This is a genomic window from Streptomyces sp. NPDC104202 (genome assembly GCF_055584185.1).
Window position 1 is genome coordinate 57,029 of sequence record NZ_JBVJMN010000009.1, and the last position, 19,809, is coordinate 76,837.

The 19,809-nt window shown below is 72.9% G+C and carries 23 protein-coding genes; 8 read left to right on the top strand and 15 right to left on the bottom strand.

The annotated features are described in order from the left end of the window. Window positions 1–162: 162 nt before the first annotated feature. The 6 genes from ACZ60W_RS08710 to ACZ60W_RS08735 all read left to right on the top strand — a co-directional run bounded on the left by ACZ60W_RS08710 (window position 163) and on the right by ACZ60W_RS08735 (window position 6,327). Window positions 163–1,248 carry a LacI family DNA-binding transcriptional regulator gene (locus tag ACZ60W_RS08710; protein WP_469754654.1) on the top strand — a complete coding sequence of 362 codons (1,086 nt, stop codon included), beginning with the start codon at window positions 163–165 and terminating at the stop codon, window positions 1,246–1,248. Window positions 1,249–1,415: 167 nt separating this feature from the next. Then, window positions 1,416–2,732 carry an ABC transporter substrate-binding protein gene (locus tag ACZ60W_RS08715; protein WP_469754655.1) on the top strand — a complete coding sequence of 439 codons (1,317 nt, stop codon included), beginning with the start codon at window positions 1,416–1,418 and terminating at the stop codon, window positions 2,730–2,732. Window positions 2,733–2,736: 4 nt separating this feature from the next. After that, on the top strand, window positions 2,737–3,645 hold the full coding sequence (locus ACZ60W_RS08720; RefSeq protein WP_469754656.1) for a carbohydrate ABC transporter permease: 909 nt from the start codon (window positions 2,737–2,739) through the stop codon (window positions 3,643–3,645). Continuing rightward, window positions 3,642–4,493, top strand: coding sequence for a carbohydrate ABC transporter permease (locus ACZ60W_RS08725; RefSeq protein WP_469754657.1), 852 nt, complete (start codon window positions 3,642–3,644; stop codon window positions 4,491–4,493). Before ACZ60W_RS08720 ends, ACZ60W_RS08725 begins: the two co-directional genes overlap by 4 nt. Window positions 4,494–4,510: 17 nt before the next feature. Next, window positions 4,511–5,533, top strand: a complete 1,023-nt coding sequence (locus ACZ60W_RS08730) for a hydroxyacid dehydrogenase (protein WP_469754658.1) — start codon at window positions 4,511–4,513, stop codon at window positions 5,531–5,533. A 95-nt stretch (window positions 5,534–5,628) separates the two neighbouring features. After that, window positions 5,629–6,327 carry an ester cyclase gene (locus ACZ60W_RS08735; protein WP_469754659.1) on the top strand — a complete coding sequence of 233 codons (699 nt, stop codon included), beginning with the start codon at window positions 5,629–5,631 and terminating at the stop codon, window positions 6,325–6,327. Window positions 6,328–6,412: 85 nt separating this feature from the next. On the opposite strand, the gene groL is transcribed toward ACZ60W_RS08735, so the two are convergent. The 4 genes from groL to ACZ60W_RS08755 form a co-directional block, all read right to left on the bottom strand. Then, window positions 6,413–8,041: a chaperonin GroEL gene (gene groL, locus ACZ60W_RS08740; protein WP_469754660.1), complete on the bottom strand. Its 1,629-nt coding sequence runs from the start codon at window positions 8,039–8,041 to the stop codon at window positions 6,413–6,415. 109 nt (window positions 8,042–8,150) lie between these two features. Then, window positions 8,151–8,459, bottom strand: a complete 309-nt coding sequence (gene groES / locus ACZ60W_RS08745; RefSeq protein ID WP_017239619.1) for a co-chaperone GroES — start codon at window positions 8,457–8,459, stop codon at window positions 8,151–8,153. A gap of 146 nt (window positions 8,460–8,605) precedes the next feature. Next, window positions 8,606–8,950, bottom strand: a complete 345-nt coding sequence (locus ACZ60W_RS08750) for a hypothetical protein (RefSeq protein WP_469754661.1) — start codon at window positions 8,948–8,950, stop codon at window positions 8,606–8,608. Continuing rightward, complete coding sequence (locus tag ACZ60W_RS08755) at window positions 8,947–9,864, bottom strand: polysaccharide deacetylase family protein (protein ID WP_469754662.1); 918 nt, start codon at window positions 9,862–9,864, stop codon at window positions 8,947–8,949. Before ACZ60W_RS08755 ends, ACZ60W_RS08750 begins: the two co-directional genes overlap by 4 nt. Window positions 9,865–9,994: 130 nt before the next feature. On the opposite strand from ACZ60W_RS08755, the gene ACZ60W_RS08760 reads away from it, so the two are divergent. Further along, the gene (locus tag ACZ60W_RS08760; protein WP_469754663.1) at window positions 9,995–11,185 is read left to right on the top strand and encodes a THUMP-like domain-containing protein; all 1,191 of its coding nucleotides are present in this window, start codon (window positions 9,995–9,997) and stop codon (window positions 11,183–11,185) included. Here the strand turns inward: ACZ60W_RS08760 and ACZ60W_RS08765 are convergent. The 8 genes from ACZ60W_RS08765 to tsaB form a co-directional block, all read right to left on the bottom strand. After that, entirely contained in the window at window positions 11,124–11,792 is a 669-nt protein-coding gene (locus ACZ60W_RS08765; RefSeq protein WP_469754664.1) for a hypothetical protein, read from the bottom strand. The genes ACZ60W_RS08760 and ACZ60W_RS08765 overlap by 62 nt on opposite strands. A gap of 10 nt (window positions 11,793–11,802) precedes the next feature. After that, on the bottom strand, window positions 11,803–13,080 hold the full coding sequence (locus ACZ60W_RS08770; protein WP_469754744.1) for an RNA polymerase sigma factor: 1,278 nt from the start codon (window positions 13,078–13,080) through the stop codon (window positions 11,803–11,805). Between the two features lie 61 nt (window positions 13,081–13,141). Then, window positions 13,142–13,507: a YciI family protein gene (locus ACZ60W_RS08775; protein ID WP_469754665.1), complete on the bottom strand. Its 366-nt coding sequence runs from the start codon at window positions 13,505–13,507 to the stop codon at window positions 13,142–13,144. A 98-nt stretch (window positions 13,508–13,605) separates the two neighbouring features. Then, entirely contained in the window at window positions 13,606–14,487 is an 882-nt protein-coding gene (locus ACZ60W_RS08780; protein WP_469754666.1) for a polysaccharide deacetylase family protein, read from the bottom strand. 46 nt (window positions 14,488–14,533) lie between these two features. Beyond that, complete coding sequence (locus tag ACZ60W_RS08785; RefSeq protein ID WP_469754667.1) at window positions 14,534–14,788, bottom strand: hypothetical protein; 255 nt, start codon at window positions 14,786–14,788, stop codon at window positions 14,534–14,536. Then, the gene (gene tsaD, locus ACZ60W_RS08790) at window positions 14,785–15,903 is read right to left on the bottom strand and encodes a tRNA (adenosine(37)-N6)-threonylcarbamoyltransferase complex transferase subunit TsaD (protein ID WP_469754668.1); all 1,119 of its coding nucleotides are present in this window, start codon (window positions 15,901–15,903) and stop codon (window positions 14,785–14,787) included. Before tsaD ends, ACZ60W_RS08785 begins: the two co-directional genes overlap by 4 nt. 31 nt (window positions 15,904–15,934) lie before the next feature. After that, a complete protein-coding gene (gene rimI, locus ACZ60W_RS08795) occupies window positions 15,935–16,408 on the bottom strand; it encodes a ribosomal protein S18-alanine N-acetyltransferase (protein ID WP_469754745.1) in 474 nt (157 codons plus the stop codon). 17 nt (window positions 16,409–16,425) lie between these two features. Then, complete coding sequence (gene tsaB / locus ACZ60W_RS08800; protein ID WP_469754669.1) at window positions 16,426–17,082, bottom strand: tRNA (adenosine(37)-N6)-threonylcarbamoyltransferase complex dimerization subunit type 1 TsaB; 657 nt, start codon at window positions 17,080–17,082, stop codon at window positions 16,426–16,428. Window positions 17,083–17,178: 96 nt separating this feature from the next. Here tsaB and ACZ60W_RS08805 point away from each other — a divergent pair, with 96 nt between their 5' ends. Then, window positions 17,179–17,745, top strand: coding sequence for a hypothetical protein (locus ACZ60W_RS08805; protein ID WP_469754670.1), 567 nt, complete (start codon window positions 17,179–17,181; stop codon window positions 17,743–17,745). A 69-nt stretch (window positions 17,746–17,814) separates the two neighbouring features. On the opposite strand, the gene ACZ60W_RS08810 is transcribed toward ACZ60W_RS08805, so the two are convergent. The 3 genes from ACZ60W_RS08810 to ACZ60W_RS08820 form a co-directional block, all read right to left on the bottom strand. Next, on the bottom strand, window positions 17,815–17,982 hold the full coding sequence (locus ACZ60W_RS08810) for a hypothetical protein (RefSeq protein ID WP_469754671.1): 168 nt from the start codon (window positions 17,980–17,982) through the stop codon (window positions 17,815–17,817). A gap of 136 nt (window positions 17,983–18,118) precedes the next feature. Beyond that, complete coding sequence (tsaE, locus tag ACZ60W_RS08815) at window positions 18,119–18,619, bottom strand: tRNA (adenosine(37)-N6)-threonylcarbamoyltransferase complex ATPase subunit type 1 TsaE (protein ID WP_469754672.1); 501 nt, start codon at window positions 18,617–18,619, stop codon at window positions 18,119–18,121. A gap of 33 nt (window positions 18,620–18,652) precedes the next feature. Next, window positions 18,653–19,804: an alpha/beta fold hydrolase gene (locus ACZ60W_RS08820; protein WP_469754673.1), complete on the bottom strand. Its 1,152-nt coding sequence runs from the start codon at window positions 19,802–19,804 to the stop codon at window positions 18,653–18,655. Window positions 19,805–19,809: the final 5 nt, after the last annotated feature.

Below are 19,809 nucleotides of genomic sequence, written 5' to 3' on the forward strand. Positions count from 1 at the left end.
CTCCCTGAGGGCTCCCTGTCGGCGTCTGCGTCGCCCGGAATCCTGGACGGGCTTCGATCGAACCGTCAAGAGATCACGAGCGAATGATCGAAAGTCCTGTCGTTCGATCATTTCTGGGACTAGGGTCGAGGGACCACCATCACCGCGAGGGGGAACTGCGCCGTGCGCGAGAGTGCTGCCGAACGACACGACCGACTGCTGGCCCTGGTGCGCGAGCGCGGTACCGCCCGCGTCTCCGAACTGGCCGAGCGCCTCGGGGTCTCCCCCGTCACCGCCCGCCGGGACGTCGAGGCGCTGGCCGGGCAGGGGCTGCTCGACCGGGTGCACGGACAGGTCTCCTGGCCGCAAGGGCAGCACGCGGCCGGCGCGCGGTCCGGCGAGGGCCTGGTCCTCGGCCTGCTCGCCCCCTCCGCCACGTACTACTTCGCCGAGGTCATCCGCGGCGCGCACGAGGCGGCGGACCGCGCCGGCGCCCGGCTGGTGCTGCGCATCTCGGACTACCGGCCCGAGGAGGACCGGGCCCGCACCGAGGGGCTGCTCGCGGCCGGCGCCGAGGGCGTGCTCGTGGCCCCTGGCTGGCGGGGGCCCGAGGACCGCCTCGCGTACGGGGACTGGCTGGCCGGCCTCCCCGTGCCGGCCGTGCTCCTGGAGCGCAGGGCCGAGCCCGGCAGCCCGCTGGACGACCTCGACCGGGTCGTCTCCGACCACGGCCACGGCGTCCTGCTCGCCCTGCGCCACCTGCTCGCCCTCGGCCACGCGACCCCGCTGCTGGTGGCACGGCGCGACTCCCCGACGGCGCTCGCGGTGCGCGCGGGGTACGCCGAGGCGCTGGGCACGCTCGGGCTGAAGGAGCCTCGCCCGGTCATCGACTCCGTACCGGCCGAGGCGGATCCGGAGGGCTTCGAGCGGGCCGTGCGGGCATTGCACGACGCGGTCCGCTCGGGCCTCTCGGGCGCCGCCCTGGTCCACAACGACGTGGACGCGATCGAGATCGTGCAGCGGCTGGCCGAGCTGGGCGTGCGGGTGCCGCAGGACCTGGCCCTGATCGCGTACGACGACGAGGTCGCCGCCCTGGCCGACACCCCGCTGACGGCGGTCGCGCCGCCGAAGCGGCAGGTGGGGCGGCACGCGGCCGAGCTGCTGGTGGAGCGGCTGACCGAGGGCGGGGACGAGGAGCCGGCGCGGCGCCATCTGAGCCTGCTGCCGCGGCTGCGGGTGCGGGCCTCGTGCGGGGCGCGGGGCGACTGACGGCCCGCCCGGGGCCCGGTCGGCGGGGCCCGTCCGGGGAGGCGCGGCCTGCACGATCGATCTGATCTTTTTTCGATCAATCAATCTTTCGCTCTTGACTTCGGTCATGAACGGTCACAGGATCACGGCCACAACCTCCCAGCCGCCCCGCCCCCAGGAGCCGAGCCGTGACCCGTAGTTGGAGCAGAACGTCCCGCGTCATAGCCGGCACCGCCACCGCCCTCGCCGTCCTCACGGCCTGCGGCGGCGGCGGTGACGACACCGCGAACAAGTCGAACGGGCCCGTGACCATCACCTTCTGGGGCTGGGCCAAAGGCTCCAAGGACGTCGTGGACGCCTTCAACGCCTCCCACACCGACATCCAGGTGAAGTTCGAGGAGATCCCCTCCGGCACCGCCGGCGGCTACGCCAAGATCTCCAACGCCGTGAAGGCCGGCAACGCCCCCGACCTCGTCTCCATCGAGTACTCCTCGCTCCCCGAGTTCGTGAGCTCCGGAGCCCTCCAGGACATCGGCGGCGAGTTCACCGAGGCCGACCGGGCCAAGCTGCTCCCGCAGACCGTCGAACTCACCACCCTCGGGGGGAAGTCCTGGGCCGTCCCCTTCGACGCCGCCCCGCAGGCCTTCTTCTACCGCAAGGACCTCTTCGCGACGTACAAGGTCCGGGTCCCCACCACCTGGGACGAGTTCAGGAAGGCCGCCGAGCAGGTCAGGAAGGCCGACGCCAAGGCCCGTATCGCCACCTTCTTCCCCGACGACCCGACCACCTTCGAGGCCATGGCCTGGCAGGCCGGCGCCCAGTGGTTCAAGGCCGAGAACGACACCTGGAAGATCGACACCACCGACGCCGCCACCACCAAGGTCGCCGGCTACTGGCAGGGTCTCCTCGACGCCGGACTCGTCCACAAGAACGCCTCCTTCAGCCCCGAGTGGACCGGCTCCCTCAAGAACGGCACCACCATCGGCTACCTCGGCGCCTCCTGGGGCGCCGGCGTCCTCAAGGGCACCCTCCCCGAGCAGGACGGCAAGTGGGCCGTCGCCCCCATGCCCACCTGGGACGGCAAGCCCGCCAGCGGCATGCTCGGCGGCACCTCCTTCGCCGTGACCAAGGACAGCAAGCAGCAGGCCGCGGCCGTCACCTTCGCCGAGTGGATGTCCACCACCGAGGCTGGCGTGAAGGCCCGTATCGCCTCCGGCACCTCCTCCGCGTTCCCCGCCGCCGCGGCCCTGCGCCCCGTCGCCAGGAAGGCCTTCGACGCGAGCTACTACGGCGGGCAGGACATCTACGCCCTCTTCGAGGCCGCGGGCGCGTCCATCAGCCCGAACTGGGCCTGGGGCCCCACCACCGGCACCACCAACACCGCGATCAAGGACCAGTTCGGCAAGATCACCCAGGGCGGCCCCGGCATCGCCGACGCCGTCAAGGCCGGCCACGACGCCACCGTCGCCGAACTCACCAAGCGCGGCCTGAAGGTCGAGGGCTGACCGCGTGAAGGCCCGAACCCGCGCCGCGGCGATCCTGCTGACCCCCTTCTTCCTCCTGTTCACCGCGGTGATGGTGGTGCCGATCGGCTACGCCGTCTGGCTCAGCCTCTTCACCGAGAAGCAGTCCGGACTGGGCTTCGGCGGCACCGAGACCGTCTTCACCGGCCTCGACAACTACACCGCCGCGCTCGGTGACCGGGCCTTCCGCGAGGGCTTCGGCGTCCTGCTCGGATACTGCCTGCTCTACATCCCGCTCCTGCTCGCCGGAGCCCTCGGCCTCGCCCTCCTGCTGGACTCGGCGCTCGCCCGCGCCCGCCGCTTCTTCCAGCTCGCGCTCTTCCTGCCGCACGCCGTCCCCGGCATCATCGCCGCGCTGATCTGGGTCTACCTGTACACGCCCCAGCTCAGCCCGGTCGTCGAGGCGATGGAGGCGGGCGGCGTCGGCTTCGACTTCTTCTCCCCCGAAGGAGCCCTGCCCTCCGTCGTCAACATCGCCCTGTGGGAGTGGCTCGGCTACAACATGGTCATCTTCTACGCGGCCCTCCAGGCCATCGACCGCTCCGTCCTCGAAGCGGCCACCGTCGACGGGGTCGGCGCCTGGCGGATCGCCTTCGCCGTCAAGATCCCCCTCGTCAAGGCATCGCTCGCCATGGTCGGCCTCTTCACGATCATCGGCTCCCTCCAGCTCTTCACCGAGCCGCTGATCCTCAACAAGGGCACCGGCTCCGCCGTCACCTCCACCTGGACGCCGAACATGTACGCGTACACCGCGGCCTTCGACCGCAACGACTACGGACTCGCCGCCGCCGCCTCCGTGCTCCTCGCCCTCACGGCCGCCCTGCTCTCCTTCGCCGTCACCCGGTTCACCGGTCGCCGCAAGGCCGGCACGACGGGGAAGGAGCGCACCGCGTGAGCACCCGCTCCCCCAACCGCTGGCTCTCGAAGACGGCCGTCAACGGCGCCCTCCTCCTCGCCGTCGTCTACATGCTCTTCCCGCTCGTCTGGCTGCTCACCGCCGCCACCAAGGACGCCGGCGGCCTCCTCGCCGGAAACGCCTTCTCCTTCGACGGCTTCGACCTCGGCGGCAACCTGAGCCGGCTCGCCGCGTACAACGACGGCATCTACTTCCACTGGTACGCCAACAGCCTGCTCTACGCCGGACTCGGCGCCCTCGCCTGCTCGCTGGTCAGCGTCGCCGCCGGATACGCCTTCCACGTCTACGACTTCCGGGGCAAGGAGACGCTCTTCGGGCTCGTCCTGCTCGGCGTGCTCGTCCCCACCACCGCGCTCGCCCTGCCGATGTACCTCCTCGCCAGCGAGGTCGGCGTCGTCAACACCTACTGGGCCGTGCTGATCCCCGTCCTCGTCAACCCCTTCGGCGTCTACCTCTCCCGTGTCTTCTGCGCCGGCTACATCCCCGACGAGGCCCTGGAGGCCGCCCGCATCGACGGCGCCGGCGAACTGCGGGTCTTCTGGTCCATCGGCCTGCGCATGGTCATGCCCGGCTTCGTGACCGTCTTCCTCTTCCAGTTCACCGCCGTCTGGAACAACTTCTTCCTCCCCCTGGTCATGCTGTCCGACCAGAAGCTCTACCCGCTGAGCCTCGGGCTGTACGCCTGGAACAGCAACGCCCACGCCGAACCCGACTTCTACCCCCTCGTCGTCACCGGGTCGCTGCTCGCCGTCGTCCCCCTCGTCGTCGCCTTCGTCTCCCTGCAACGCCACTGGAAGGCCGGCCTCACCGCCGGCAGCGTCAAGTGAGGAAGGCCGGAACCCCGATGCGCCCCGCCCCCGACCACCGTCCCTCCCTCCTCCTCGCGATGGGCCCCGGCGTCTCCGCACGCCTGCTCACCGACGCCCACCGCGACCGGCTCGCCGCGCTCACCCGCACCGACCCGCACCTGGTCGCCCACGACCTCACGGCCCCCGACGCCCGCGTCGCGGCCGCCCTCGCCGAGGCCGAACTCCTCCTCACCTGCTGGGGAGCGACCCCCCTCACCCCCGAGGTCCTCGACCGCGCGCCCCGCCTCCGGGCCGTCGTCCACGCGGCCGGCTCCGTCAAACACCACATCACCGACGCCTGCTGGGACCGCGGCCTGCGCGTCACCTCGGCCGCCGCCGCCAACGCGCTGCCCGTCGCCGAGTACACGCTCGCCGCCATCCTCTTCGCGGGGAAGCGGGTCCTCGGCTCCGCCCAGCGGTACGCCGAACTCCGCGCCGACCACGCCTGGCTCGCCGAGTCCGCCCCCTGGGGCAACTACCGCCGCACCGTCGGCCTCGTCGGCGCCTCCCGCATCGGCCGACGCGTCATCGACCTCCTGCGCCCCTTCGACATCGAGATCCTCCTCTACGACCCCTACGTCGACGTCGCCCCGCCCGGCGTGGAACTCGTGGCCGACCTCGACGAACTCTGCGCCCGCAGCACCGTCGTCTCCGTCCACGCCCCCCAACTCCCCTCGACCCGGCACATGATCGGAGCCGCCCAGCTCGCCGCCATGCCCGACGGGTCCACCCTGGTCAACACCTCCCGCGGCTCCCTCGTCGACGAGCGGGCCCTCCTCCCCCACCTCGTCTCCGGCCGCCTCCACGCCACCCTCGACGTCACCGACCCGGAGCTCCCGCCCCCCGACTCCCCCCTCTACACCCTCCCCAACGTCCTCCTCACCCCCCACGTCGCCGGCTCCCTCGGCAACGAACTCCACCGCATGACCGACCACGCCCTCGACGAGATCGGCCGCTACGTCCACGGCGAGCCCTTCGCGGAGGAGGTCCGCGCCTCGGACCTCCAGCGCTCGGCCTAGCCCCCGGCCGCCCGGTCCCGCCGGGCGGCGCTCCCCCTGCCCGCTCCCCGCACCCCACCTAGACTGGAGGGGTCCCACCGCGGTCGGGAGGCGTCATGACGTTCGTACAGATCATCGACTGCAAGACGAGTCGGGTGGACGAGCTGAACCGGCTCATGGATCAGTGGGTGGAGCAGACCGAGGGGAAGAGGACGGCGACCCACAGCATGGTGGGGAAGGACCGGTCGGACGGCTCGCACATCGTGGAGATCGTCGAGTTCCCGTCGTACGACGTGGCGATGCGGAACTCGCAGCTCCCCGAGACCGACCGGATCTTCCGGGAGATGGTGGCGCTCTGTGACGAGATGCCGACCTTCACCGACCTGGACGTGGTCCGGGACGAGGCGATGTACAAGAACAACGCCCGGCGGCTGATGGAGATGCTCGCGACGGAGCAGGAGCTGGCGCTGATGGACGAGGTGCTGGCGGAGGGCTATCACGACCACGATCCGACCAACGAGCAGGACGTGATCGGGATGGACGCGGTCCGGCGCGAGGTGGAGATGTGGCGGGGCGGCTTCGACTTCGCGTTCACCGTGGAGGACCAGATCGCGGAGGGCGACCGGGTCTGCACCCGCTGGACGTGGAAGGGCAGCCACACCGGGGACTTCATGGGTCTCCAGCCGACCGGCATGGAGGTGACGATGACCGGGACGGTCGTCCACCGGTTCCGGGACGACGGGAAGATCGTCGAGGGCTGGTGGCAGTACGACCTGCTGGGTCTGATGGGGCAGCTCGGCGCCGTCGAGGGTTAGGCGGCGCGCCCCGGAGGACGCACCGAGGCCCGGTGCCCCCGCGACGGGGGCACCGGGCCTCGGTGTCTGCTGTGGGCCGGGTGGCTCAGTGGGAGTGACCGTGGCCGTGGCCGTGGCCCGCGTCCGCCGGCTCCTCTTCCTTCTTCTCCACCACGAGGGTCTCGGTGGTGAGCAGGAGGGAGGCGATGGAGGCGGCGTTCTCCAGGGCGGAGCGCGTCACCTTGACCGGGTCGATGACGCCGGCCTTCACCAGGTCGCCGTACTCGCCGGTCGCGGCGTTGAAGCCCTGGCCCTTGTCGAGCTCCGCCACCTTGGAGGTGATGACGTAGCCCTCGAGGCCGGCGTTCTCGGCGATCCAGCGCAGCGGCTCGACGGCGGCGCGGCGGACGACCGCGACACCCGTGGCCTCGTCGCCGGTCTTGTCGAGGTTGCCCTCCAGGACCTTGACGGCGTGGACCAGGGCGGAGCCACCACCGGAGACGATGCCCTCCTCGACCGCGGCGCGGGTCGCGGAGATGGCGTCCTCCAGACGGTGCTTCTTCTCCTTGAGCTCCACCTCGGTGGCGGCGCCGACCTTGATCACGCACACGCCGCCGGCGAGCTTCGCGAGGCGCTCCTGGAGCTTCTCGCGGTCCCAGTCGGAGTCGGTGGACTCGATCTCGGCCTTGATCTGGTTGACGCGGCCCTGCACGTCCTCGGAGTTGCCGCCACCGTCGACGATGGTGGTGTCGTCCTTGGTGATGGTGACGCGGCGGGCGGTGCCGAGCACGTCCAGGCCGGCCTGGTCGAGCTTGAGGCCGACCTCCTCGGCGATGACGGTGGCACCGGTGAGGGTGGCCATGTCGCCGAGCATCGCCTTGCGGCGGTCGCCGAAGCCGGGGGCCTTGACGGCCACCGCGTTGAAGGTGCCGCGGATCTTGTTCACGACCAGGGTCGACAGGGCCTCGCCCTCGACGTCCTCGGCGATGATCAGGAGCGGCTTGCTGGCGCCGGCCTGGATGACCTTCTCCAGGATGGGCAGCAGGTCCTGGATCGAGGAGATCTTGCCCTGGTTGATCAGGATGTACGGGTCGTCGAGGACGGCCTCCATACGCTCCTGGTCGGTCACCATGTACGGGGACAGGTAGCCCTTGTCGAAGGCCATGCCCTCGGTGAAGTCGAGCTCCAGGCCGAAGGTGTTGGACTCCTCGACGGTGATGACACCGTCCTTGCCGACCTTGTCCATGGCCTCGGCGATGAGCTCGCCGACCTGCTGGTCCTGCGCGGAGAGCGCGGCGACGGCGGCGATGTCGGACTTGTCCTCGATCGGGCGCGCGGTGGCGAGCAGCTCGTCGGAGACGGCCTTGACGGCGGCGTCGATGCCCTTCTTCAGGGCGGCCGGGGAGGCGCCGGCGGCGACGTTGCGCAGACCCTCGCGGACCAGGGCCTGGGCGAGCACGGTGGCGGTGGTGGTGCCGTCACCCGCGATGTCGTTGGTCTTGGTCGCCACCTCCTTCACCAGCTGGGCGCCGAGGTTCTCGTACGGGTCCTCGATCTCGACCTCGCGGGCGATCGTGACACCGTCGTTGGTGATGGTGGGGGCGCCGAACTTCTTGTCGATGACGACGTTGCGGCCCTTGGGGCCGATCGTCACCTTGACCGTGTCGGCAAGCTTGTTGACGCCGCGCTCAAGGGCGCGACGGGCGTCCTCGTCGAACTTCAGGATCTTCGCCATGGGAGCGGTTCAGCCCTCTCGGATTCGGGTGGAACGAACTGCGCCCCGGGGCGCCTGGAAGGGGCCTCGGGGCGCAGCTCAAAGCATCTGCTTCAGGTACTTCGGTGAATTACTTCTCGACGATCGCGAGCACGTCGCGAGCCGAGAGGACGAGGTACTCCTCGCCGTTGTACTTCACCTCGGTGCCGCCGTACTTGCTGTACAGCACGATGTCGCCGGTCTTGACGTCGAGCGGCAGACGCTCGCCGTTCTCGAAGCGGCCCGGGCCCACGGCCAGGACGACGCCCTCCTGGGGCTTCTCCTTGGCGGTGTCCGGAATGACCAGGCCAGAGGCGGTGGTCTGCTCGGCGTCGAGCGGCTGGACCACAATGCGGTCCTCGAGCGGCTTGATGGCAACCTTGGAGCTGGTGGTCGTCACGATCCGACCTCCCCCTTCGGAGATCTCACGGGGCTAACTGTCTGAGGTGGCGACCAGGTCGATCCGTCGTCGCGGGTGCCGGACCTGCCTGTCGCTGTGTTGGCACTCTCCAGTGGGGAGTGCCAGGGCCGAGACTATGACCGCGATTAGCACTCGGTCAAGCGGAGTGCCAATTCATCGCTCCGTGGCGTGACCGGACGGCGTTCCGGCAGGTCGTGCGCGCGGCCCTCGCACCCCTGGGCGCCGGCCCCCCGCGGGGCGCCGGACGGCGCCCCTTCCCGGACCCGGCGCACGTCCCGCGCCTGTCCGGCCCGGCGCGCCGGGCGGGCGCGTACGGCCTCCCCGGCCGGCGCGGGCCGGGGGCCGACCCGCTCCGCCGCCTTCCGGCCGAGCCGCTCGATCGGGTCGACCGAGGAGGCGCAGGCCGGCAGGGCGAGGAGCGCGCCGGTCACGGCGAGAGCGGCGGTCCACCGCCGCGCCCGGGTCCTCACACGTAGTCCTCCAGCTTCGCCACGGCGTACCCCTTGGAGGTGATCACGTTCATCACCCGTCGGATCATGTCCGGCATGGAGCCCTTCCAGTCCCCCTTGCCGCGGAAGTGGGTGAGCACGATGTCGCCGGGGTGCAGGTCGCGGTCCCACTCGCGCCACTCCATGTGGTCGGGGAAGGCCTCCGCGGCCCAGAGCGGGACGGCCTTGACGCCGCAGGACGCGGCCGCGCGCAGGGTGTCCTCGTTGTAGTTGCCGTAGGGCGGGCGGAAGAGCGGCGGCCGCTTGCCGAACTTCTTCTCGATGACCTCCTGCATGCCGCAGATCTCGCGCTTCTGCCGGGCGTAGGAGAGGCCGGGCAGGTAGCGGTGGTTCAGCGTGTGGTTGTGCAGGGAGACCCCGGACTTCTGCATCTTCGCGAAGTAGCCGTAGTCGTCGCTGACGACGTAGTCGCTGAGGAAGGCGCTGTAGGGGATCCGCAGTTCGTCCATCATCCGCAGCAGGGCGGGATCCTTCTCCGCGCCGTCGTCGATGGTGAGGAAGACGACCTTCTGCTTGGTCGGGACGGTGGTGAAGACGGGCGGGAGGCCCTCGCCGTCGGTCTCGAAGCCCTTGCGGGTGGTGATCCTCGGCTTGACGGCGGGCGGGGCGGGCGCCTCCAGGGGGGTCAGGGTGAGCCCCCACTTCTTCGCGGCGAGCGCGCGGGCGGCGCGCTGCTTGCGGACCTTCTCCAGCTGGGCGTTGAGCGCTCCGGAGGCGCCCTGGGCGGCGGGGGCCTGCTGTCCGGCGGCGGGGGCGGGGGCGCCCCGGTCCGGTTCGGCGGCGCCGGAGCAGGCCGTGGCCGTCGCGGCGAGGGCGGCGACGAGGAGGGCGGCCCCGAGGGCCCGAGGACGGGAAGGGGGCACGCCGATTGCCATCATTTGTTCCTTTTGTCGTACGAGCTGCATGGCGCCGCATCCTGTCAGCGCGGGACCCCCTCCACCCCGCGCGACACCGCCGTACGGCCCCGCCGTCCCCCGGGCGGCCCACAGCGGCGCAGGGCCCACAATGGGACGGGTGACCGACCTCGCCTCCTTCGCCTCCCTGCTCGGCCCCGAGGGCCAGACGCTCCTGACCGTCCTGCGCGACCACGACCCCGCCCAGGAGCTGGCGGTGGTCTCCCGGCTGCGCCGCGATCACCCCGCCGAGCTCGTGACGGCGGCGATCGGCCAGGCGCGGCTGCGGCAGCGGGCGGTGGCGAAGTTCGGCGCCGAGGACGCCTACCGCATGTACTTCACGCCGAACGGCGTCGAACAGTCGACCCGCGCCTCCGTCGGCGCCCACCGGGCGGCCCGGCTGAAGGAGCTCGGCGTCGGCAGCGTCGCGGACCTCTGCTCCGGGATCGGCGGCGACGCGATCGCGCTCGCCCGCGCCGGGATCTCCGTCCTGGCGGTCGACCGCGACCCGCTGACCGCCGAGACGGCGCGCGCCAACGCCGAGGCGCTCGGCCTCGCGGAGCTGATCGAGGTCCGCTGCGCGGACGTGACCGAGATCGACACCAGCCGCTACGACGCGGTCTTCGTCGATCCGGCGCGCCGCGGCGGACGGGGCAGGATCTTCGACCCGGAGGCGTACTCGCCGCCGCTGTCCTGGGCCGTCGACGCGGCCCGCAAGGCCCCGCACGCGGCGCTGAAGGTGGCGCCCGGCATCCCGCACGAGGCCGTCCCCGGGGACGCCGAGGCCGAGTGGATCTCGGACGGCGGCGACGTCAAGGAGGCGGTGCTCTGGTTCGGCACCGAGCCGGGCGCCCGGCGTGCCACGCTGCTGCCCTCCGGCGCCGCCGTCACCGGCCGCGGGCTGCCCGACCCGGCGGTCCGGCCGGTCGGCCGCTACCTCTACGAGCCGGACGGCGCCGTCATCCGCGCCCACCTCGTCGCCGAGGTCGCCGAGGAGCTGGACGGCGGGCTGATCGACGAGACGATCGCCTACGTCACGGCGGACGCGCTCGTCCCCACCCCGTACGCCGCGGCCTACGAGATCACGGACGAACTCCCCTTCAACCTGAAGAAGCTGAAGGCGCTGCTGCGGGAGCGCGAGGTCGGCACACTGACCGTGAAGAAGCGCGGCTCGGCGGTCGAGCCCGAGGAGATCCGGCGCAAGGTGAAGCCCAAGGGCCCCCACGCGGCGACGGTGCTGCTCACTCGGGTCGCGGGAGCCCCGACGATGCTGATCGGCCGGCCCGCGGGCGGGGGCCGGTGAGCCGCACCGCGAAGCGGTAGTGGCCGAGGGCCTTCGCCAGGCCGGTGAGGCCCGTGACCCAGAGGATCAGGGCGGCGCCCATGCCGTACGCGACCAGGCCGTAGCCCCCGTCCTCCCAGCGGGCTCCGGCGGGCACCGCGAAGCCGAGCCAGAGCCCCGTCCCGCACAGCGCGAAGGAGAGCAGCAGCCAGCAGGCGCTGAGCGCGGGGGCGCGCAGCCGGGCGTCCGTCGGGCCGTGGCGGTCGAGGGCCGCCCACCGGAGGAGCAGGTCGCGGACGGTCCGGTCGCGGCGCAGGCCGCGGACGGTCAGCCAGCCGACCGGGACGAGGACGCCGATGCCGAGGACCGTGGCGACGACCCCCGTCATGACCGTGAGCGGGTCGGGCGCCGGTCCGCCGAGCGAGGTCAGCAGCACGCCGACGAGGCCCCAGCCCAGTTCCAGCAGCGCGCACCAGACGAGGAACACCGCGAGCCGTCCGGGGCCCAGCAGGCGTCGTCCCAGCGCGTCGAGGGCGCGCGCCCGGTCGGCGAGGAGCGCCTCCCGGTCGGGCCAGCTGCGGAGTTCGGCGGGCGGGGGCGGCGGAGGGAGCGGCGTGCGCGGGGACATGCCGAGCACCCTAAGTGCCGCCGTCGGCCCCCCGCGACGGGGTTCCCCGCCCGCCGTCACCCGGTTCCGCCGCAGTGCCCCGCCCGCCGTCCTCCGGCTCTCCCGTCCGGGACCGCAGCAGGGCCCGCTCGCTCTCGTTGCGGGTGAGGGCCGCGGCCCGCGCGAACTCGGCGCGGGCCTCCGCCGTCCGGCCGAGCCTGGCCAGCAGGTCGCCGCGGACGCTGGGCAGCAAGTGGTAGCGCGCCAGGGCCGGTTCGGCGGCGAGGGCGTCGACGAGGGGGAGGGCCGCGGCCGGGCCCTCGGCCATCGACACGGCGACGGCGCGGTTGAGCTCGACCACCGGGGAGGGCGCGAGGACGCCGAGCCGGCCGTACAGCGCGGCGATCGTCGCCCAGTCGGTCTCCTCGTAGGAGGCGGCCCGCGCGTGGCAGGCGGCGATGGCGGCCTGGAGGGCGTACGGGCCGTAGGAGCGCCCGTCCCCGGCCCGCGCGAGGGCCGCGAAGCCGCGCCGGATCAGCAGCCGGTCCCAGCGCCGCCGGTTCTGCTCGGCGAGGAGCACCGGCCGTCCGTCGGGGCCGGTCCTGGCGGCCGTCCGGGATGCCTGTAGTTCGAGGAGGGCGGCGAGGCCGTGCACCTCGCTCTCCCCGGGCATGAGGACGGCCAGTCCGCGGGCGAGCCGCAGCGCGTCCTCGCACAAGGCGGGCCGCAGCAGGTCGTCGCCCGCCGTGGCCGCGTACCCCTCGTTGAAGACCAGGTAGACGACCTCCAGGACGGAGCCGAGCCGGGCGGCCCGCTCCTCCCCGTAGGGCACCTCGAACGCGACGCCCTCCCGGGCGAGGGTCCGCTTGGCGCGGGTGACGCGCGCCGCGACGGTCGCCTCCGGGACGAGGAAGGCGCGGGCGATCTCGTCGGTCCTGAGCCCGCCGACGAGCCGGAGCGTCAGCGCCGCCCGCGCCTCGGCGGAGAGGACCGGGTGGCAGGTGGTGAAGACGAGCCGCAGCACGTCGTCGTCGATGTCGCCGGGGCCGGACGGCTCGGGGTCGTAGGACTCCTCCGCGAGCGTCCGGCCGACCTCGGCGAGCTTCCGGGCGTACGTCTCGCGCCGCCGCACCAGGTCGACGGCGCGGTGCTTGGCGGCGGCCGTCAGCCAGGCGCCCGGCCGTTCCGGGACGCCCGACCGCGGCCACTGCTCCAGGGCGGAGACGAGCGCGTCCTGCGCGATCTCCTCGGCGATGCCGACGTCGCGGACGATCCTCGCCACGGTGGCGATGATCCGCGCCGACTCCATCCGGAAGACCGTCTCCAGCGTGTTCTGCACCGTCACGGGTCACATGACAGCACACCGCGGGTCAGCCCTCCGGCATCTCCTCGACCTCGCGGACCTCCAGGCCGACCTTCCAGTGCGGCGGGTGGACGGCCAGGAACCGCTTCCCCCACTCGACGGCCTCGGCCATGTCCTTGCACTGGAGCATCGCGTAGCCGCCGACGACCTCCTTGGTCTCGGTGAACGGTCCGTCGGTGAACGACAGCTTCCCGTTCGACCAGGTGATCCGGGTGGACTCGGAGGTCGGCTTCAGCCCGGCCGTGTCCACCATGGCGCCGGCCTTGGTGATCTCCTCGAAGAGCGCGCCCATCCGCTCCTCGAAGCCGGGGTCGGCGCTCTCCATGTCGATGGTGTTCTCCTCGATGCGGACGAGGGACAGGAAGCGGGGCATGACGGCTCCTCGGGGGTGCGGTGGCGGGGCCGTTCCCCGCCGTCCACACATACGTCGAACGGGGAGGCGCCGCATCGACACCACGCCAGGGAGATTTCCTAGACGTAGTCCTCCAGGCGCGCCACGGTGAAGCCCTGCTCCTGGATGCGGCGCAGCATCGTCGCCGTCATCTCGGTCATGGTGCGCCCCTTGAGCTCGGAGGGGCCGCGGAAGTGGGCCAGGACGATGTCGCCGGGCCGGAGCCGCCGGTCGCCGCGCTGGTACTGCATGTTCGTGATCTGCATCGACTCGCGCCACAGGACGATCGCGTCGACCCCGCACTGCCCGGCCGCCGCGCGCGTGGCCTCGTTCCAGTTGCCGTACGGGGGCCGGAAGAGGCGCGGGGCCGTGCCGTACCGCTCCCGCAGCCGCGTCTGCTGGCCGCATATCTCGCGGCGCTGGGCGTCCTGGGAGAGGGTGCGCAGATTCGGGTGGGTGAGGGTGTGGTTGGCGAGGCCGTGGCCCTGGGCGACGAGCGGCGCGAAGTACCCGTAGTCGGCGCGGATGGCGGCGTCGGTGAGGAACATCGTGAACGGGATGCCGAGGTCCCTCATCATCGCGACGAAGGCGGGGTCCTTCTCGGCACCGTCGTCGAACGTGAGGAAGACGATCTTCTCGCGGGTGGGTATCTCGCTGATGACGGGCACGGGGCCGCCGGGCGGACGGACCACGGGCTTGACCGCGGGCGGGGCGGGCGGGGCGGCGAGGGGCCTGAGGCCCCAGGCGCGGTAGGCGGCCGCGCGGGCGCCGCCGGCTCCGGGGGCCCGGTGCGCGCCGGCCGCTCCTCCGGCGGTCCCCGCGGTGGCGCCGTCGGCGGGCGCGGGGCCGGTCGGGGTGGCCACGGGGGCGGGAGCGGCGGCCGGACCGTCCCCGGCCGTACAGCCGGTCACCAGGAGGGCGACGGCGGTCAGGGCCGCCCACAGCGCGATCGTCTTCTTCACGCGCTGTGGGATGCCCCCGGCGGTCGAATGGTTGCCCGAAGGTCGTTTATTCGACCGATTCGAAGCGCCAGCGGTGGACCGGGCGGGTGATCAGCTCGGCGTCCGGCTCCGGCAGCTCGGGCAGCTCGGCGTCGAAGGTCTCCGCCTCCCACCAGGTGAGGACGAGGACCCGGTCCTGCGGGGCCCGGAAGATCTCCCGGCGGACCGGCTCCCGGGCGAGGACCTGCGCCCGCGCCCACTCCAGGAGCTCGGCGCCCCGGTCCTGGGCGGCCCGCGCCTCCCACATGAGGGTGAGCCTCACGAGTACAGGTTCTCCTTGCTGACCTCGTGCACGTGGTCGTGCCCGTGGGCGTGGTCGTGCCCGTGGGCGCTGCCGGGCACGTGCGGGTCGGTCACCGGCAGGGAGGAGTCCGCCGACAGCTCCAGGTCGGAGGCCGGCCGGTTGCGGGCCACCATCTCCGAGCCGAGCGCCGCGACCATCGCGCCGTTGTCCGTGCACAGGCCGGGCCGGGGCACCCGCAGCCGGATGCCGGCCCGCTCGCAGCGCTCCTGGGCGAGGGCCCGCAGCCGCGAGTTGGCGGCGACGCCGCCGCCGATCATCAGGTGGTCGACGCCCTCGTCCTTGCAGGCCCGGACGGCCTTGCGGGTGAGCACGTCCACGACCGCCTCCTGGAAGGACGCGGCCACGTCCCGGACCGGCACCTCCTCGCCGGCCGCCCGCTTGGCCTCGATCCAGCGGGCCACGGCGGTCTTGAGGCCGGAGAAGGAGAAGTCGTACGCGGGGTCCCGCGAGCCGCTCAGACCGCGTGGGAACGCGATGGCGGCCGGGTCGCCCTCCTTGGCGAGCCGGTCGATGACCGGTCCGCCGGGGAAGCCGAGGTCGAGCACGCGGGCGATCTTGTCGAAGGCCTCGCCGGCCGCGTCGTCGATGGTCGCGCCCATCGGGCGCACGTCGGACGTGATGTCGGCGGAGAGCAGCAGCGAGGAGTGGCCGCCGGAGACCAGCAGGGCCATCGTCGGCTCGGGCAGCTTGCCGTGCTCCAGCTGGTCCACGCAGATGTGCGAGGCGAGGTGGTTGACGCCGTAGAGCGGCTTGCCGAGGGCGTAGGCGTACGCCTTGGCCGCCGAGACGCCGACGAGCAGCGCGCCGGCGAGGCCGGGACCCGCGGTGACGGCGATGCCGTCGAGGTCCTTCGCCGAGACGCCGGCCGTCTTCAGGGCGCGCTCGATCGTCGGGACCATCGCCTCCAGGTGGGCGCGGGAGGCGATCTCGGGCACGACGCCGCCGAAGCGGGCGTGGGTGTCGACGCTGGAGGCGATGGCGTCCGCGAGGAGCGTGGTGCCGTGGACGATGCCGACGCCGGTCTCGTCACAGGAGGTCTCGATGCCGAGTACGAGCGGTTCGTCAGCAGCCATCAGTCATTCCAGCCATGGGTCGGTACGGACATCAGATCTCTGTCCCGGTTCCTTGAACGGTCAGTCGCATCACGAGCGCGTCGACGTTTCCGGGCTGGTAGTAGCCGCGCCGGAAACCGATGGGCTCGAAGCCGAAGCGCTCGTAGAGCTTCTGGGCCCGGGTGTTGTCCACGCGCACCTCGAGGAGGACCTCGTCGCACTCGAAGGCGGTGGCGTGGTGGAGCAGGTCGGTGAGGAGGCGGGCGCCGAGCCCGGTCCCCCACTGGTCGCGGGAGACGGCGATCGTCTGCACGTCGCCGAGTCCGCCGGCCGCGGCGAGTCCCGCGTAGCCGACGAGCCGCTGCCCGCCGTCCGCGTCGGGGGTCTCCGCGACGATGTAGCGGCGGGTGGCGCCGGGCCCCCGGGAGTGCGCGAGCTCGGACCAGAACATCCCCTCGGACCAGGCGTCCTCGGGGAAGAGCTCCGCTTCGAGGGCGAGCACGGGGGCGATGTCCCACCAGCGCATCTCCCGCAGCACGGCGGTCACTGGGGGGTGACCACCTTGTAGTTCTTCGGCACCTGGGCGTCGGGGCGCCGCAGGTACATCGGCAGCGGGTCGAGGAAGCCGTCCCCACCGGCCGCCAGCCGCTCGGCGGCGAGCCCGGCGAGCGCCGCGGCCGACTGGTGCTCGGGGTCGCGCGCGTCGGGGAAGGCGTCGGGGTACAGACGGGCGCCCGCGCCGACGACGGGGAGGCCGGCGAGCCGCTCGGCGATGTCGGCGGGGCGGTCGACGGCCGCGTCGGTCACCCGGGTGCGGGAGTCGTCGTACCGCGCCCAGTAGACCTCCTTGCGGCGCGCGTCCGTGGCGACGGCGAACGGCTCGTCGAGGCCGGCGGCGTACGCCAGGCCGTCGAGCGTGCACAGTCCGTGGACGGGCACGCCGAGCGCGGAGGAGAAGGTGGCGGCGGTGACCAGACCGACGCGGAGGCCCGTGTACGGGCCGGGGCCGACGCCGACGACGACGCCGGTGACCGCGTCGATCCTCAGGCCGGCCTCCTTGAGGACCCGGTCGACGGCGGGCAGCAGCAGCTCCCCGTGACGGCGGGCGTCGACCTGGCTCGACGAGGCGACGACGGCCTCGCCGTCGTGCAGGGCGACGGTGACGGCGGGGGTGGCGGTATCCATGGCGAGCAACAGCACGCGAACAGCCTACGGCTCCCGGGCCCGGTGCCCCGAACCTCGGCCCGGCGGCTGCTACCGTCACCCTTCGATACGTTCGTACGAGAGGTGGGCACGGTGGCACGGAGCAGCTCGGGATTCGTGGCCGGGCTCACGGCGGCGGCCGTCGCGGCGGTCGCGTTCCTCGCCTACCAGGCCTCGGCCAGCGCCCCCGCCGATCTCTCGGTGAAGCCCCGGAATCCGGGCGCCTCCGTCCCCTCCGGTTCGCCGACCGGCGGCCCGAAGCGGCCGCCCGCGAACCCGCTGGCGGTGCCGGCGGCCTCGGGCACCGGCGAGCGGGTCGTGTACGCGCTCACCGACCGCCGGGTGTGGCTGGTCGACGCCAAGGGCAAGGCGACGCGCACCTTCACGGTGATGCCGAGCACGGTGGACCCGCTGCCGGGCGCCTACCGGGTGACCTCGCGCTCGGGTTCGGTCCGCGGCTCGGACGGCGTGCAGATCGAGCACGTGGTGCGGTTCGCGAACAACGAGGACGTGGCGATCGGCTTCAGCGCGGCCGTGAACGGCTCCACGCCGACCCCCGACCCGACGAAGAAGACCGGCGGCATCCGGATGAAGCGGGCCGACGGGGACGCCCTGTGGACCTTCGCGGTCATCGGCGCCAAGGTCGTCGTCGTCGCCTGAGACGGCCGGCCTCCCGCTCCTGGCCTCCGCGACGGCGTCCGGGCGGCGCGCCGCCCGGTGATCCGGCGGTCAGGCCGCCTCGTCGCGCAGGTCCGACGGTTCGTCGCCGGCCCCTTCGCGCTCCTCCGCCGCCTTGGCAGGCGGGGTCGACAGGGCCCGGGCGGCCACGCAGGACGCCAGCAGCTCACTCATCGAGACGTGGTCCCGGCCGGGTTCCGCGCGCTCCGGCGCAGCCATGCATGCCTCCCGTAGGTTAGGTACGCCTAACCAGCTCGTCCGTCCATGTGACCACGGCGCGTACGACCCACGCAACACCTTGCCGACACGTTGTCGGAACCTACGGGCGGCGCGCCGCCCGTCCGGCCCCCGCCGTTCAGAGCGCGGCCAGCTCCTCGCCGGCCCAGCGGGCCCCGATCCCGCGCAGCACGACCGTGCGCCGGTCGTCGTCGGTGTCTCCGGTCACCCGGTGGATGAGGAGGTGCAGCCGGTCGTCGGTGAGATCCTCGACCTTGCCGTCGCCCCACTCGACCACCACCACGGACTCGGGCAGCGAGACGTCGAGGTCGAGGTCCTCCATCTCGTCGAGACCGCCGCCGAGGCGGTACGCGTCCACGTGCACCAGGGCCGGTCCGCCGACCAGGGAGGGGTGGACGCGGGCGATGACGAACGTCGGGGAGGTGACGGCGCCGCGCACCCCGAGCCCCTCGCCGAGGCCGCGGGTGAGCGTGGTCTTCCCGGCGCCGAGCTCGCCGGTGAGCATGACGAGGTCGCCGGGGCGGAGGATCTTCGCGAGCCGGCGGCCGAGGTCCTGCATCTGCTGCGGGGAGTCCACCGAGAGGGTCGCGCCGGAGACGGGCGGGTGCGCTGCTTCCATACCCGCCAACTTAGCTCTTGCGGCCGTCCGGCCTCACCGCGGCCGGACCGCCTCCGGGACGGCGCCGGCCCGCACGAGGAGGTCGGCGAGCCGGTCGGTGACCGCCTCGGGGTGCTCCAGCATCACCAGATGGCCGCCGTCGGGGACGATGACCAGCTCCGCGTCCGGGAGCAGGTCCCCGATGGCCTCGGTGTGGGAGCTGGGGGTCACCAGGTCGTTGTCGCCGGCGAGCGCGAGCACCGGAACGCCCCGGAGGACGGCGAGGGCCGCCGCCTTGTCGTGGTCGGCGAAGGCCGGGTAGAACGCGGCGACCACGTCGATCGGGGTCGACTCGATCATCCGCTCGGCGAACCGGGCCACCGCCGGGTCCACGTCCTTCGAGGAGAACGAGTACTTCTTGATCAGCCCGGCGAAGAGGTCGGCGGTCGCCCGCCGCCCGCGCTCGACCAGCTCGGCCTGGGAGCCGAGCGCCCGCAGGACCCCCGGCAGGACGCGCCGGACGGCGTTGACCCCGGCGATCGGCAGCCCGTAGGACACCTCGCCCAGCCGGCCCGCCGAGGTGCCCACGAAGGCGACGCCGACCACGCGGTCGCGGACCAGCTCCGGCCACCGCTCCGCGAGCGCCATCACCGTCATGCCGCCCATCGAGTGCCCGACGAGCACCAGCGGGCCCTCGGGCGCCGCCGCGTCGATGACCGCCCGCAGGTCCCGGCCCAGCTGGTCGATGGTGACGGGCACCGCGCCGGGGCCCGTCTGGGCCACCCCCTGGCCGGAGCGGCCGTGGCTGCGCTGGTCCCAGTGGACGCTGCGGACGAGGCCGCGCAGCGCGGCCCGCTGGAAGTGCCAGGAGTCCTGGTTGAGGCAGTAGCCGTGGCTGAACACGACGGTGACGGGGGCGGGTTCCCTGCGCCCGAAGAGCCGCCGCCGGCGGCCGGCCGACGGGTCCGGCTCGACCTCGTCCACCTCGTAGTACAGGACCGTCCCGTCGTCGGCGGTCGCCCGCCCCGGCGTGCCGCGCAGACCGCCGTACGGATCGGTGGCGTCCAGCGCCAGCCGCGCCTTCTGCCGCACGGACCGGCCCACGGTGAGCCGCTCCACCGCGACGCCGGCGGCCGCTCCCGCGGCGAGCACGCCTATCGCGGCACCGGCGAACCCCGCCCGCCGCCAGCTGCTGGACTCGCCCACGCCAT

Bases quoted from the DNA above. Each gene is read 5' to 3' on its own strand.
- ACZ60W_RS08730 (WP_469754658.1), top strand. From the start codon at position 4,511: ATGCGCCCCGCCCCCGACCACCGTCCCTCCCTCCTCCTCGCGATGGGC.
- ACZ60W_RS08735 (WP_469754659.1), top strand. From the start codon at position 5,629: ATGACGTTCGTACAGATCATCGACTGCAAGACGAGTCGGGTGGACGAG.
- groL (WP_469754660.1), bottom strand. From the start codon at position 8,041: ATGGCGAAGATCCTGAAGTTCGACGAGGACGCCCGTCGCGCCCTTGAG.
- ACZ60W_RS08755 (WP_469754662.1), bottom strand. From the start codon at position 9,864: ATGGCAATCGGCGTGCCCCCTTCCCGTCCTCGGGCCCTCGGGGCCGCC.
- ACZ60W_RS08760 (WP_469754663.1), top strand. From the start codon at position 9,995: ATGGGACGGGTGACCGACCTCGCCTCCTTCGCCTCCCTGCTCGGCCCC.
- ACZ60W_RS08765 (WP_469754664.1), bottom strand. From the start codon at position 11,792: ATGTCCCCGCGCACGCCGCTCCCTCCGCCGCCCCCGCCCGCCGAACTC.
- ACZ60W_RS08770 (WP_469754744.1), bottom strand. From the start codon at position 13,080: ATGGAGTCGGCGCGGATCATCGCCACCGTGGCGAGGATCGTCCGCGAC.
- ACZ60W_RS08775 (WP_469754665.1), bottom strand. From the start codon at position 13,507: ATGCCCCGCTTCCTGTCCCTCGTCCGCATCGAGGAGAACACCATCGAC.
- tsaD (WP_469754668.1), bottom strand. From the start codon at position 15,903: ATGGCTGCTGACGAACCGCTCGTACTCGGCATCGAGACCTCCTGTGAC.
- rimI (WP_469754745.1), bottom strand. From the start codon at position 16,408: ATGCGCTGGTGGGACATCGCCCCCGTGCTCGCCCTCGAAGCGGAGCTC.
- ACZ60W_RS08810 (WP_469754671.1), bottom strand. From the start codon at position 17,982: ATGGCTGCGCCGGAGCGCGCGGAACCCGGCCGGGACCACGTCTCGATG.
- tsaE (WP_469754672.1), bottom strand. From the start codon at position 18,619: ATGGAAGCAGCGCACCCGCCCGTCTCCGGCGCGACCCTCTCGGTGGAC.